The 14,113-nt window shown below is 61.3% G+C and carries 11 protein-coding genes and 1 pseudogene; 3 read left to right on the forward strand and 9 right to left on the reverse strand.

The window, feature by feature from the left end; translation table 11 throughout:
* Nucleotides 1–412: pseudogene (locus R6U20_RS00005) on the forward strand (hypothetical protein); the annotation flags it as partial.
* Here R6U20_RS00005 and R6U20_RS00010 read toward each other — a convergent pair.
* The 3 genes from R6U20_RS00010 to R6U20_RS00020 all read right to left on the reverse strand — a co-directional run bounded on the left by R6U20_RS00010 (nt 354) and on the right by R6U20_RS00020 (nt 2,971).
* Nucleotides 354–884, reverse strand: coding sequence for a metallophosphoesterase family protein (locus tag R6U20_RS00010; RefSeq protein WP_410335805.1), 531 nt, complete (start codon nt 882–884; stop codon nt 354–356). The pseudogene R6U20_RS00005 and the gene R6U20_RS00010 sit on opposite strands and share 59 nt — an antisense overlap.
* 112 nt (nt 885–996) lie before the next feature.
* Nucleotides 997–1,680, reverse strand: a complete 684-nt coding sequence (locus R6U20_RS00015; RefSeq protein WP_410335806.1) for a metal-dependent hydrolase — start codon at nt 1,678–1,680, stop codon at nt 997–999.
* A gap of 232 nt (nt 1,681–1,912) precedes the next feature.
* Nucleotides 1,913–2,971, reverse strand: coding sequence for a glycosyltransferase family 2 protein (locus R6U20_RS00020; RefSeq protein WP_410335807.1), 1,059 nt, complete (start codon nt 2,969–2,971; stop codon nt 1,913–1,915).
* Between the two features lie 165 nt (nt 2,972–3,136).
* Here R6U20_RS00020 and R6U20_RS00025 point away from each other — a divergent pair, with 165 nt between their 5' ends.
* On the forward strand, nt 3,137–5,104 hold the full coding sequence (locus R6U20_RS00025) for a RecQ family ATP-dependent DNA helicase (protein WP_410335809.1): 1,968 nt from the start codon (nt 3,137–3,139) through the stop codon (nt 5,102–5,104).
* Between the two features lie 275 nt (nt 5,105–5,379).
* Here the strand turns inward: R6U20_RS00025 and R6U20_RS00030 are convergent, their stop codons facing one another.
* The 5 genes from R6U20_RS00030 to R6U20_RS00050 all read right to left on the reverse strand — a co-directional run bounded on the left by R6U20_RS00030 (nt 5,380) and on the right by R6U20_RS00050 (nt 12,210).
* Nucleotides 5,380–6,762, reverse strand: a complete 1,383-nt coding sequence (locus R6U20_RS00030) for a sensor histidine kinase (RefSeq protein WP_410335810.1) — start codon at nt 6,760–6,762, stop codon at nt 5,380–5,382.
* 65 nt (nt 6,763–6,827) lie between these two features.
* Nucleotides 6,828–8,135 carry an adenylosuccinate synthase gene (locus R6U20_RS00035; protein WP_410335812.1) on the reverse strand — a complete coding sequence of 436 codons (1,308 nt, stop codon included), beginning with the start codon at nt 8,133–8,135 and terminating at the stop codon, nt 6,828–6,830.
* Nucleotides 8,136–8,240: 105 nt separating this feature from the next.
* A complete protein-coding gene (gene secF / locus R6U20_RS00040) occupies nt 8,241–9,173 on the reverse strand; it encodes a protein translocase subunit SecF (RefSeq protein WP_410335814.1) in 933 nt (310 codons plus the stop codon).
* 113 nt (nt 9,174–9,286) lie between these two features.
* Nucleotides 9,287–11,278, reverse strand: a complete 1,992-nt coding sequence (secD, locus tag R6U20_RS00045; protein ID WP_410335816.1) for a protein translocase subunit SecD — start codon at nt 11,276–11,278, stop codon at nt 9,287–9,289.
* A 356-nt stretch (nt 11,279–11,634) separates the two neighbouring features.
* Nucleotides 11,635–12,210, reverse strand: coding sequence for a hypothetical protein (locus tag R6U20_RS00050; protein ID WP_410335817.1), 576 nt, complete (start codon nt 12,208–12,210; stop codon nt 11,635–11,637).
* 157 nt (nt 12,211–12,367) lie between these two features.
* On the opposite strand from R6U20_RS00050, the gene R6U20_RS00055 reads away from it, so the two are divergent.
* Entirely contained in the window at nt 12,368–13,219 is an 852-nt protein-coding gene (locus R6U20_RS00055; protein WP_410335819.1) for a lysophospholipase, read from the forward strand.
* 101 nt (nt 13,220–13,320) lie between these two features.
* Here the strand turns inward: R6U20_RS00055 and R6U20_RS00060 are convergent, their stop codons facing one another.
* Complete coding sequence (locus R6U20_RS00060) at nt 13,321–13,950, reverse strand: SIMPL domain-containing protein (RefSeq protein WP_410335820.1); 630 nt, start codon at nt 13,948–13,950, stop codon at nt 13,321–13,323.
* Between the last annotated feature and the right edge of the window lie 163 nt (nt 13,951–14,113).

Raw genomic sequence — 14,113 nt, forward strand, 5'->3', positions numbered from 1 at the left:
GTGCAATCTGGGGGCCGATACCAACACCTCGAATCTCAAAAACGACTATGGATCGGTATCGCTACACGACCCGGTTGAGGGGGCGTTTGTGGATACAGAGCGCCAGTTCATGGGCCTGGTGATGGGCGACCATTCGAAGTGCGGCATCAACACGATGTTTAACACGGGCACGGTGGTCGGCACGAGTTGCAACGTGTACGGCGGAGGCTTTTCCCCGCGCTGGCTACCCGCCTTTTCCTGGGGCAGCCCCGAACAGGGGTTCACCGACTACCGGCTCGACAAAGCTCTGGAAGTGGCCGAGCGCGTGATGGCCCGGCGCAATCAGCCACTTACAGACGCACAGCGATCTCTGCTTACGCATCGGTTTCAGGCGACGGCTTCGCAACGCGCGGCGATGCATCCAGATGGATGACATCGACATTTGTGGCTTTGCCATCGATAACGCTGAGGCGCAGGCACGTCTTCTTCTGGTGAAAGCCCTGACGTCCCGCTGCGCCTGGATTCACAAACAGCATGTTGTTCAGCTCCGCCACGCGCTCAATACGCAAGATGTGGCTGTGTCCGCAGATGAACACGTCGGGGGGATCCGCAGCCAGGCGCTCGCCCATGTTGGCCTGCCAGCGTCCGGGGCGTCCGGCAATGTGCTCCACCCATACCGATAGCCCGCCAAATGAGAAGCGCTTCTGTTCAGGCAGGCGGCGGCGCGTGTCGGCATCGTCAATGTTGCCGTAGACGGCATGCACGGGCGCTACGGCTTCCAGTCCGTCAAGAATAGCCAGGTCGCCTACATCACCCGCATGAACGATAGCATCGACGCCGTCGAGCACGTCGACCAATTCGGGATGAAAGTAACCATGTGTATCCGCCAAAATACCGAGTTGCATGTACGATGAGGTGCGTTGGATGGATAACCGAGTGTGTTCATGGCAATAGGGACGACCCGTGCAGCGGTAGAGCCGTCCCTATTGCGAATGGATACGGTGTGTGCGTTCGGATTTACAGTTCGACTGTTTCATCAAACTCGACTACGAGCGGTTCAAAGCCTGCAAGGTCGGCTGCCTCCTCAAAATCGGCCAGATCGACCTCGATAAAGGGGAAAGTGTCGTAGTGCAGCGGCACAATCGTATCGGCATCGACCATGGTGGCGGTATGAATCGTGCCGGGAATGCCCATCGTCACCACGTCGCCAATGGGGGCAAGCAGCACATCAATGTCGTAGTTTTCGCCGATCCACTCCATCTCCATGAAGGGCGCGGTGTCGCCGGTGTAGTAAACGGTGAGGTCGCCAAAGTCGAGCACAAAGCCGATGGGCACCCCGCCGTAGCTACCATCAGGAAAGGAGGCCGTGTGACGTGCATGCACCGCTTCGACGTGTCCCCACGGCATATCGAGCGAGCCGCCTTCGTTAAGCGGATGCACGGTTTCGTGCCCAAACTGCTCTTGAACGTGGGTAATAACCTCAAACGTGCCAATCACCAGCGGATCGCCCTGCTGCGTGAGCGGCTCTGTATCCAGAAAGTGATCGGCGTGCGGATGCGACACAAAGATCACGTCCGGGTCAAGGTCGGAAGGCGCGGTTTTGGTATGCGGATTGTTGCCTGCCAAAAACGGATCGAAGAGCAACGTGTGGGTGTCCGTCTCCAACTGAAAGGTGGCGTGCCCAAAATAGGTCAGATCCATAGTGCAGTCGGTCTTGATGAAGGAAGCCTTGATGCGCGTACGAATGCATCGGTGCAACGTCACAACGAGGGAATGCGGTTCACCTACAGGGGCCGTCACAATGCCACAATAATGTAACGGGATGGGTTGGGGAGGACTGCTACGGTCGGGGGGGCCGCATGGTCGGACCTGCACACGTATGCGGGCGCTCTCGCGAGTCCGTTGCGTGATGAATGGCAATGGAGGCAGCGTTTCACATATTGATTGCACGCTTTCCGACAGATGACGAATGGGCCGGGTGAAAACACTCCGTTGGCAAGTCCGCAAACGTACGACGCCCGAGCGCGAAATAGTCGAGAGCCACGAAGCGCCGGTAGGGCGGATGCACCACGTGCCCGCCGGTGGCCTGGCGGAACGAGGCGCGCATGCGGTGGGCGTCAGCGTATGCTCGTACGATAGCGGCGGCGTGGCGGGGCTGTCCCTGCGCCAGTTTTTGGGCAGCGGCCCCTGTATCCACCAGAATGCGCTCGGCAAATGTGCGCGACCAGGCGTGGGGCGGCAGGTTCTTGTAGAGCATCAGCAGGCTGTTGCGGAAGTTGAGGTAGGTCTTTTCAGGATGCTCCTTGGGGAGCGAGGCCCCGCCGATGTGGTACACCTCGCTGTCCGGTACATAGCGGATGCGGTAGCCGGCGCGCTGCATCCGCCAGCAGAGGTCGATCTCCTCCATGTGCATGTCGAAGCGCTCGTCGAGGAGGCCCACCTGCTGCAGAGTGGAGCGGCGCATCATGATCGCTGCGCCGGAGGCCCAGAAGATGTCGGTGGGTGTGTCGTACTGCCCGCGGTCGCGCTCCATGGTGTCGAAGAGGCGTCCGCGTGTAAACGGATAGCCCACCCGGTCGATGAATCCGCCCGCGCCACCTGCATACTCGAAGCGATCGCGGTTGTCGTACTGGAGCATCTTGGGCTGGGCCGCGCCGATTGCGGCATCCTGCTCGAAGGTGTCTACGAGCGGATCGAGCCAGCCGAGCGGCACCTCCACGTCGTTGTTCAGCAGCACAATGTAATCGCCGGTAGCGTACGGCACCGCGCGGTTGTTGCCTTTGCAGAAGCGCCAGTTTTGGGGATGCCGCACGACCTGCACCTGCGGAAACGTCTGCTCCACCCATGCGGCGGATGCATCGGTGGAGGCGTTGTCGGCGACGATGATCTCCAGATTCGGGTAGTCCGTAGCCACCACGGAGGGCAAACACTGCTTGAGGAGGGGCAGCGCGTTCCAGGTGACAATGATAATCGATACGCGTGGGGCGCTCATAGAAGAAGATGGTGGATGGTGGATAGAGCGGTAGGTCAGCGGCTTTGCTTGCTCCTCATGACGCCGTATGTTTGTGTCATCAACGGGGCGAACGCACGCGGTGGTTGCAGCGTTATGTGGATGCCGCGTGTAGTTTCGCATCCACCCAATTCGTAGGCAGCAATCATGGCCTCTGCATCCCCCTCGTACACGCTCGACGATGCCCGCACGGCCATGCAGGAGTGCTGGGGCTACCCGTCGTTTCGTCCGGGGCAAGAGGCGATCATCGAGGCGGTGCTGGCGGGGCGCGATGTGATGGGTATCTTACCCACGGGCGGCGGCAAGTCGCTCTGCTATCAGGTACCTGCGGTGCTCTTCGACGGACTCACGCTGGTGGTGTCGCCACTCATTGCGTTGATGCAAGATCAGGTCGAGGGGTTGGAGCGCAGAGGGATTCGGGCGGCGGCGCTCAACAGCACCCTGTCGCGGCGCGAGCGCGAGCAGTGCCTTGTGAACGCGGAGCACGGCCTCTACGACGTGCTGTACGTAGCCCCCGAGCGCCTCACGATGACGATGTTTCAGGCACGGGCCTCCGAGCTCAACGTGGCGCTGCTGGCGGTGGACGAGGCGCACTGCGTGAGCGAGTGGGGCCATCACTTTCGTCCTGATTACAAGGAGATTGCCCCGGCCCGCGAGGCGCTGGGCCATCCCCCCATGCTGGCGGTCACGGCCACGGCCACGCCCGAAGTGCGCACCGATGTGCAGAAGCTCTTGCAGTTGGAGGAGCCGACGGTGGTCGTGCAGGGCTTTGACCGTCCGAACCTCGTCTGGTCGGTTTTTCAGACAGCGAACAAGCGCGGCAAGCTGCGTGATGTGGTGGAGGGCGTGCCGGGCTGCGGCATCGTGTATGCGTCTACGCGTCGGAATGTGGAGATGTGGACGGACTGGCTGCAGCGCGAGGGCGTGTCGGCGGCGGGCTACCACGGCGGCATGGCTTCCGACGACCGCGCTACAGCACAGCAGCAGTGGATTCAGGACGAGGTGCGCGTGATGGTGGCGACGAACGCGTTTGGGATGGGCATCGACAAACCGGACGTGCGGTTTGTGGCGCACGTCGACATCCCGTCATCGCTCGAAGCCTACTATCAGGAGGCAGGCCGTGCCGGACGCGATGGGGAGCGTGCCTACGCGGTGCTGCTCTATCAACCGCCCGATGTGGATACGCAAGAGGCGCTCATTGAGTCGGGGCATCCGTCGGTGCAAGAGATTCAGGCCGTGTACACGGCGATCTGCAATGTAGGCCAGGTGCCGCTCGGCAGCGAGCCCGACAGCCCGCTCACGGTCGACATGAACGCGGTGCAGCGCGTCACCGACCTGCATGCGTCCAAGATTCGCACGGCCATCGACATGCTGGAGCGGGCCGATGCATGGAAGCGCCTGCCCAACCGGCGGCATCGCGGGTGGATTCGCTTCCAGAAAGCAGCCTCGTCGGTGCGTAGCTACGCGCGGCAGCAGTCGAACACGGCGCTGCAAGACTTTGTGTTCACGCTGATTCGCTTTGTTCACGCCGAAGCTTATGCGTCGTGGTGGCCACTCGATATGCAGCAGCTGGAGCGCCGCATGGACCTGCCCCGCCCACGCATCCGCAAGGGACTCGACTACCTGGCTGAGCGCGGGCTGCTGCAATGGCGTCCGCCGGGGCGGGCGATTCACCTGGAGATGCAACATCCGCGCGCCCAGCAGTGGCCGGTGCCGGGCGATGCGGTGAAGGAAGCACGAGAGCGAGCCGAGGCGCGCTTAAAGTCAATGATCGACTACGCAGAGTCCGCTTCGTGCCGACGGCAGCAGCTACTGGCCTACTTCGGCGAAGACAGCGCGCCGTGTGGACGCTGCGATGTGTGTCTGGGGCGCCACGACTCGGACCCGGTCACGCCTGCCGATGAAGACGAACTGCGCCAGGTGCTCACGTCCATTGCCCGCGACAGGCCGATGCAAACGTGGCTGCCTGACCAGCCGCACTACCGGGCACAGCGACTCTTGCGCTGGCTGGTGCGCGAACAGTACGTGGAGCCGCCCGCCCCGCAGGCTACCACGTATCGCCTCACTCCACAAGGAAAGCGGTTTGTCCCGCAGTCGCGGCCCGAAGAAACGTAGTTGCTGTGTCGAGCTTTCGGAGGAACGGCGCACTCGTCTTCTTGGGTCGATGAGTCGGGGGCGTTACCCCGTTGGCGAGCAGCGACGCGCCCGGGGCCTGCTCAAGGCCGACGAAGGCCCAGAAGGACCGGCCCGGACGGACGCCCAAATTGCCGACGCCTTTGCACGTTCTGAAGGATGAACGTTCTGAAAGAGGGGGGACTGGCAGTGTACAACCCGTGAGGCGCGTGTAAAACTGAAGCGCCTCTCCCCCAAGGTTGGCTCATAACACAGCACTATGCGTCGCTGCTGGCTGTGGGCAGTTGGATGCGAAATGTAGACCCTTCCCCGACGGTTGATTCGGCAAGTTGGAGCGATCCGCCGTGGTAGTTTTCAATCACCCGCTGCGCCAGGCTTAGCCCCAGCCCCCAGCCACGCTCCTTGGTGCTGAACCCCGGACGGAAGATGTTCTTCCGGGCACGCCGCTCGATACCGCTTCCTGTATCCGCTACTTCAATCGAAACAAGATCCTCGGCTTGCTCGGCAGTGATACGAATCTCGCCAGTTCCCTCCAGCGCATCCAATGCATTTTTGAGCAGATTCTCCAGCACCCACGCAAACAGCTCTTCGTTCACGCGTGCCTGGAGGCGGTCGGGCACATGCACCTTCAGCGTAACCGCCTGTCCGTGCTGCGGGATACGCCGGCGGATGTAGTCGGCTGTCTGGTGAATCACCGTAGCCACGTTGGTCGGCTCCAGCTTGGGCATCGAGCCGATGTCAGAAAAGCGGTTGGCTACACGCTGAAGCCGCTCGATGTCGTTTTCGATTTCGGTGAGCGCTTCATCGCGGTGATCCTCCGAAAGATCGTCGCTGCGCAGCAGTTGCGTCCACCCCATCAGGCTGGAGATGGGCGTGCCCAACTGGTGCGCCGCCTCGCGGGCCATGCCAACCCATAGGCTACTCTGCTCGCTCCGCCGCACGTACGAAAAACCCAGATATCCAACCAGAATGAAGAGGCCCACAAAGCCCAACTGCACATACGGAAAGAGACGCAGCTCACGCACCAGCCCCGACTCGTTATAGAACACGTACTGCGTAAGCTCGGCAGAGGCGTTGGTGCCTGTGTCGGTATAGCTGAGCTTGATGGGAATGGGCTCAAACGTCTGCTTCATCTCGCTTAGGTGCTCGTCGAGCCGTTCGCGGGCCTTCACTGAATCCTCGGGGCTAAGCTGCGTCAGGTCATCGGGCACCGACACATTGCGCCAGAACAGAGGGTCGGTCTGGGTGGAGTCGGTGATAATCGCCGGAATTGCAAACGGATTCGGCTCCAGAATCTCGTTCAGGATGAAGTCGAGTTCGCCGGTAGGCGGCATGGAGCGGGCCCAGGCCAGCGCCTCACGCAGGGCTTCAGGATCTGTACCCACCATTAGGTCGGCCTGCGACTCTGCATCAATCAACTGCTCCAGGTCTTCCCAGGCGGTACGATGCGGATTGGTGGCCCGATCTTGCGCCTGGGCCACCTGGGCCTGCGCATCCGCCCATAGCTGAATCATGGACTGCTCACGGTCGCGCAGCCGCTCCACCAGCTGATTGGTGTACCAGAGCGAGGCCAGTGCAATAACCATCGCAAAAACGATGAGCCCCAGCTTCAACCGAACCGACCATCGGTAGGCACGCACGGGATTGTGCTGCTATGCGTAAAAAGGCCCGGCCGCATTGGGCCGGGCGGTTTGCGGAACGAGGGCTACGCCACCGGGGCCTCGTTCACGTCGCTAATGATCTGGTCGCGGCGCGGGCCAATCGATACCGAGCCGATGGGTGCGCGCGAATGCTCTTCTACAAACCGAAGATAGTCTTGCGCTGCCGAGGGCAGATCGCTCCAGTGGCGAGCGTCGCTAATGTCTTCGTCCCATCCCGGCAGGGTTTCGTACACGGGCGTAATGCGCTCCAGCGTATGGGCTTCGCTCGGGAAGCGCTGCGTCTCTTTGCCGTCGTACTGATACGCCACGCACACCTTGATTTCGTCGAGCCCCGAGAGCACGTCGAGCTTGGTAATGACGAGCTCGGTAAAGCCGTTGATCATGGTGGTGTAGCGCAGCGCCACCAGGTCGAGCCAGCCACAGCGGCGCGGACGCCCGGTGGTCGCGCCAAATTCGGCCCCCACCTTGCGCAGATGCTCTCCCATTTCGTTCTCCAGCTCGGTAGGAAAGGGTCCGTTGCCCACGCGGGTGCAGTAGGCTTTGGCGATGCCAATGATGCGGTTTACATGCACCGGCGATACGCCGAGCCCGGTGGAGCAGCCACCTGCCGTGGGGTGGCTCGACGTTACGAACGGGTAGCTGCCAAAGTCAATGTCGAGCAGCGACCCTTGCGCGCCCTCGGCCAGCACATGCTTGTCGTTGTCGAGCGCGCGGCCCAGAAGTTGAGCGGTGTCGGTCACGTACGGATCGATTTTCTGGTCGAGCTCCACATACTCCTCGACAATTGCATCCACATCGAGCTGGTTGGCGCCGTACACCTGCTTCAGCAGGGCATTTTTGGCTTCAATGGCGCGCGTCAGTTTGGTACGCAGCACGTCGCGGTCGAGCAGGTCAACCACGCGGATGCCGGTGCGTGCAAACTTGTCGGCATAGGCCGGACCAATGCCGCGCCCGGTGGTGCCAATGGCGTCGTCGTCGGTGTCGGACTTGCGCCCTTGCTCTTGTGCCGCCTCGATGGCTTTGTGGTGCGGCATGATGACGTGGGCGTTATGCGAGATGTGCAGCCGCCCCTCGACCGGGTAGCCGAGCGCTTCGATCTGCTCGATCTCCTCGATCACAGCTTTCGGATCGAGCACCACGCCGTTACCGATGACGCAGTCCACGCCGTCGTGAAAGATGCCACTGGGGATGAGGTGGAGCACAAACTCCTGGTCGTCCCAGCAGATGGTGTGGCCCGCGTTGGCACCGCCTTGATAGCGGGCCACCACGTCCACATCGTTGCTCAACAGGTCAACGATTTTCCCTTTGCCCTCGTCGCCCCATTGGCTTCCAATGACAATAGAAACAGGCATACGTAGTTACAGACAGGTAGGTAGGAGGAACAGTGGATGCCCCCCGCCACTCGGGGGGCCGTGTAGGATGCGAGGTGCGGCCTCATGGCAGCAGCCTCGGCCCGCTTAGGCACGGGCGCGCTTCCGTTTTGAATCGGAGTCTTCGAGCCAGTGGCGCAGTTCTACGACCACAGGCGAGGCCACGAACACCGAAGAGTACGTCCCGATCATCACGCCCAGCACCAGCGCAAAGGAGAAGCCACGCAACACATCGCCGCCGAAGAACAACAGAATCGAGGTTACGATGAGCGTCGTAATCGAAGTTACGACGGTGCGGCTTAGCGTGGCGTTGATGGAGCGGTTCACAACTTCCGCGTAGGGATCCGTCTTAAACAGGTTCACGTACTCGCGTGTCCGGTCGAACACGACCACCGTATCATTCAGCGAGTACCCCACAATCGTCAGGAACGCCGCGATGATGGCCTGGTCAATCTGGAGAGAGAACGGGAGCAGGTCTTGAAAGAGCGAGAAGATACCCAGCACGATAATTACATCGTGCGTAATGGCAGCCAGCGCCCCAAGCCCATAGCGCCACTCAAAGCGCAGCATGATGTACACGAAGATCACGAAGAGCGCGCCCAGCACCGAGTAGATCGCGCCGCGCTGCAAATCCTGGGCGAAGCGCGGCCCCACCACATCGGTCTGTACCACCTCGGGCGAAGCATCCGGAAAGGACGCCTCAAACTCGGCGATAATGGTGCGGCGCAGGTCGTCCACGTCGGTGCCGGCAGCGGTGCGGATGAGCAGACCGGTGGTGCCAAAGGTCTTCACCTCGGGCTGACTGCCGAGCGGCTCGGTGAGAGCAGCCCGCACATCGAGCGCATCGACCTGCCCCACATCTTCGAGAACCAGTTCCGTGCCGCCCAAGAAGTCGATGCCTTGCTCCAGCCCGCGCGTCATAAACGAGAGGAGGCTTAGCACGATGAGCGTGCCCGAAATCAGGTATCCGATTTTGCGGTTCGGGATAAACGAAAATGAAGGGTTTTCAAGTAAGCGCATAACAGGAATAAAGGGAAGTACGTCAGCGGATCAGAGGAAGGCGGATACGGGGCCGAGGCGCCGCCTGGCGGGCAGAATGCCTGCACAGGCGGGCGCGGGCTCCGGCGGGTATGTCATCCGTACGACACGCGCATGCTGCGCTCGTCGACCATGTAGTCGAAGATGATCCGCGTAACGATAATTGCGGTGAACAAGGAAGACAGGATACCGGCCATCAGCGTAACGGCAAAGCCTTGGATGGGGCCTACGCCAAACGAATACAGAATTACGCCGACAAAGAACGTCGTGATGTTCGCATCCAGAATAGCGCTGAGCGAGCGGTCGTACCCGGCATCAATCGACGCCTTGAGCGTTTTGCCGGTGTTCTGCTCCTCGCGGATACGGTCAAAGATCAGCACGTTCGCATCCACTGCCATACCAATGGTAAGCACAATACCGGCAATGCCTGGCAGGGTGAGCGTGGCGCCGAATCCAGCCAGGATACCCATGATCAGGATCAGGTTGAGCAGCAGCGCTACGTCAGCTACGATGCCAGCGGTGCGGTAGTACATAATCATGAAGAGCACCACGAGCAGCAGCCCCGACACGACCGAGATAAACCCGGCGCGGATGGAAGCTTCCCCCAGGCTCGGCCCCACGGTGCGGTCGCCCACAATGTCGAGCGGTGCGGGCAGCGCGCCCGACTGTAGGACCGTCACAATATCTTCCGCCTCCTGGCGCGACTCCAGCCCCGATATTTCGGAGCGTCCGCCCAGAATGCGTTGCTGGACCGTAGGATACGAGTAGATTTCGCCATCGAGTGCCACCGCAACGGGCTCGCCGACATTGGCTCCGGTGACGCGCGCCCAGGTGCGGGCGCCGTCCGAGTTCATGACCATGAGCACCTTAGCTTCGTTGGTAAACTGGTCAAACTCAACGGAGGCATCGGTAATCGCTTCCCCGGCCAGTTCCACCTGGTCGCGTACGGCGATGAGCTCGTACACATCCACCCCGTCTTCGGTCTGACCAATGGGGTTGGCCCCGAACATCAGTTCCACACCCGAGGGCATCAGGCTCTGCACTTCGTCCTGGCGCAGCAGGTCCATCGCTGCCGAGGTATCGGGCTCGATGACGTGCGCGAATATGGGACGCTGCTGCTGATATGGCAGCGGCTGCATGAGTTGCAGGAAGGGGTTTTCGACATCGGAGCCCTCGTCCTCAGCCAATGGGTCGTCTTCTGCAAGGGGATCATCCTGCTCCAGCGGGTCGGCTCCGTCGTCGGCTCCGTCGTCGGTCTCCGTTGTATCGGTGGCCGGATCACGCTCGGCAATCGGCTCGTCTTGCAGTTCGCCCTCGGCCACGTCGGGGGTGTCGCCTTCTTCCAGGCTGTCGACCTCCACATCTTGCGCCTCCGCTTCAAAGTAGTCGATAATCTCTTGTGCCGACTCGGTGAGGCGCTGCGGGTCAGCCATTAGGCGAAACTCCAGCCGGGCCGTGCCGCGCAACAGATCGCGGACGCGCTCGGGGTTGTCTACGCCGGGCAGTTCCACCACAATACGGCGTTCGCCCTGGCGCTGAATCGACGGCTCCGACACGCCGTAACGATCCACGCGGTTGCGCACAATCTCCATGGCGCGTTCCACGGCTTCCTCCACTTGGCTATTTAAGTAGGAAATGACCTCGCTATTCTCCGAGCGGCGCGTAATGTCCGCCTGCTCATTGCGGAAGTACCGCGAGAGGCGCACGTTAGCGTCACGCTCCTGAAACTCATCCACGAACACATCCACGAACGGCTCATCTTCTTCGAGCGAACGATCGGCAGCGGTTTGCAGCACATCCTCGAACCGGTCGTCCTTGTTGATGGCGAGCTGCCCAATCAGGTCGGGCACGCGAATTTCGAGCGTTACGTGCATGCCGCCTAACAGGTCGAGCCCCAGCCCGAGGGCTTCCTGGCGGATTTCCCGAATCTGCGTAAAGTTTTCCTGTTCATACTCGACGCGCTCTTCTTCCGACATACTGCTCAACCGCTGGTTGAGCATGATGCTTTGCACCGTTGGGTACAGGTAGTATCCACACAGCCCCACAAAAAAGACGGTGAGTACAATTTTGAATCCGTTGTTTTTCATAAAGTATCAGGTATCAAACGTATACAGTAAGTCATGAGAAGTCGGCTTTCGCCTACACCTCCGCTGTCTCCCGCTCACCTCCCTTCCGTCGGGTGTTGCATTGGCATGCCGTCATAGACCTGCATGCGGTATCCAACCGGTGACAAGGAAGATGCTGTAAGGGGGCGGATGCATCAGGCGGGCTGTGTTCTGTGTACAGCGCGGCCATCCTCCACAGTCAGCGGCGTGCCCGGATGTCTGTCGGCGTTGGGTCCAGGCATACGTCCGTCCCAATATGCCGTTACATGCCAGGGGATACGCTGTGGGAGGTCCACAGAAGCGGGGAAGATACGAAGACACGCCCCGCCGAAGACGAGCTACGGAGCCCGGGGAGCGGCTTGCACCAGACACCGAATGAGCCACCGCCCGACGTGAGCGGTATGAAGAGGTGCTACAGCATGGGCCGTCCACTGTGCAGGCGGTTCGCTATGCGGCGGCATAAGGGCCGTACCCAGGGCAGCGCGGGCAATGGTTAGTACAGCAAGCGCTGCGGTCTGGAAACGCGGTGCAGGCGCCGTACCGCCCCATTGCGAGGCCTGGTGGTGCAGCCAATGCGCCAGAGTGGTGGCATCAGCATCGGCGTGGCCGCCCAGTAGATCGGCTGCTGTGTGACCATCGGGGGCATAGGCTTCGTACGTGCGCAGCACCTGCGCCGTAAACTGCTCAGGGGCGGTCCACGTTTGCGATGAAGCTTCTGCCAAAGCACGCTCAAACGCCTCGCGGTCGGCCTCGGAAGGCCACGACTCAACGCGGTCTTGGAGCCACGCCCCCCGCGCTTCCGCCGATGGGCGCTGCGGAGCATCCATCCAGGTTCCCCCAACCCATGGGATCAGGCTCATGGTCAGCAGACTAACCATGAGGTACCGAATGGAACGCGAGCGAAGACGGGTCATGCGGAGCAACGGCCCCAAATTGTTACGATGCACAAACGACAGTGCACAAAATCCGACATCGTAGCGTATTGTTCCAGCGGTACTGCAGCATTAACGCGCGTCCTTTACGCCGTTATCGCTGCGCTTTGCCTCCCTCTGCCGGCTCCTCGTTGCTATTATGCTCTTTTCTGCTTCGCCGCCTACACATACCCGCCGCCATACACTTCCCAGCGGCGCTTCACTCTTCACACAACATTGGCACCGATCCAGCCCCACCGGGCACGTGCTACTTGTGCATGGGTATGCAGAACATAGCGGACGCTACGGCCATGTTGCTACCGCGCTCCACAAGGCTGGATACGCCGTCACCGCCTACGACCAGCGCGGATTTGGCCGCTCGCCCGGGCGTCGCGCTCTGGTGTGGAGTTTCGACACGCTCGCCCAGGATCTCCATGATCTGAGCACGCATGTACATGCTGAAACTAAGGTCCCGCTTTTTCTGCTCGGCCACAGCATGGGGGGACTGGTCGTGCTCTGGGCGCTCCTTCGCCACGATGTGCCGACACGGGGGCTTGTGCTTTCGGCTCCGGCGCTCGCTATCGACGGCAACGTGCCACGTGGACTGGCCCCCGTGGCCCATGCGGTAAGCCGGTATCTGCCTGCGCTTCCCACCGTCGGTAAAGTGGAAGGGGGCATTTCGCGGGATGCACAGGTGGTGGCCGAGGCCGAAGCCGACCCGCTCAACTACCACGGACGCGTTCCTGCTCGCACAGGCGTCGAGATGCTGCGCGTCGGCCGTCAGGTGCAGACAGATGCCGCGCGCATCACGCATCCTTACGTGCTTATGCACGGCACCGCCGATGCCATTGTAGCCCCCGCGGGCAGCGCACGCTTTCATGCACGTAGCGGAGCCGGTGACAAGACGCTGCACCGCTACCCCGGCGCACGGCACGAACTCTTCAATGAGCCTGAGCGTCACGACGTGATGAACACCGTTGTGGCCTGGCTGGATGCCCATGCATCCGTATAGCCGTCTTATACCCAACCCGGTTGCAACATTGCGGTATCGCTTTTCGGACTCGTGGGGGGCCGTACTGTCCCATCCCCCAGGCAATTTTCCTTGTCACCGTACTACTGGTCCAGGTCAAACACGACAGCCACGCGTGCTTCTACGTCAATAGTGCCCGGCGCATAGGCTTCAGGATTGGCATCCTCAGCCGCCTCGTTCATCATGGTGGCCCGGGCGCGGTCTACCTGCGAAACGCGGGGAAACGAAAAGTGCTGCTCCTGGATGCTCCGCACCGCTCCAATCTGGACATCCAGTGCTGCCGCGAGCCGCTCGGCCTTTTCACGTGCATTCTGAGCGGCCTCTTCCAGGGCTTGATTACGTACTTCAGTGCGGTCTTGCAATCCGTACTCGACCGACTGCACGCGGTTGGCTCCGGCTTCGATAACGGCTGCAACCAGCACTGGCACGCGGTCGACCTCGTTGAGGGTAACACGCACCGTGCGTATGGCCTCAAACCCCTGTTCAACCGTGCGGCGACGCTCCTCATCGTATACGCGGCGCGGACGCAACTGCAACTGGTCCATCTGAATCTGGTCTTCGGGTACGTCGGCTGCGCGAGCCGCTTCCATAGCCGCGCTCGATGTCTCCCCGTTTTCCTCGCGAGCGGCTTCGGGTGCGTCGGCGCGTGTTACGACACCAAAGCGCACTGTGGCTTGGTCGGGCGTAGCCTGCACAGTGGCCTCGCCCTCCACCTGAATGGTGCGTGCGTTCGAGGTGCTGTCTTGAGCAACAGCTCAGCAGCGCGCTGCACTACCGCTTCAACCTGGCGTGGCTCGAGGCCCCGGTTAAAGAATAGCCTTGAGCAATAATAAGAATCGAATAGCCTTATAGGACCTAAGCCATAGAAGCCCGGGG

The sequence above is a fragment of the Longimonas sp. genome (genome assembly GCF_046498435.1).
GTDB lineage: Bacteria > Bacteroidota > Rhodothermia > Rhodothermales > Salinibacteraceae > Longimonas.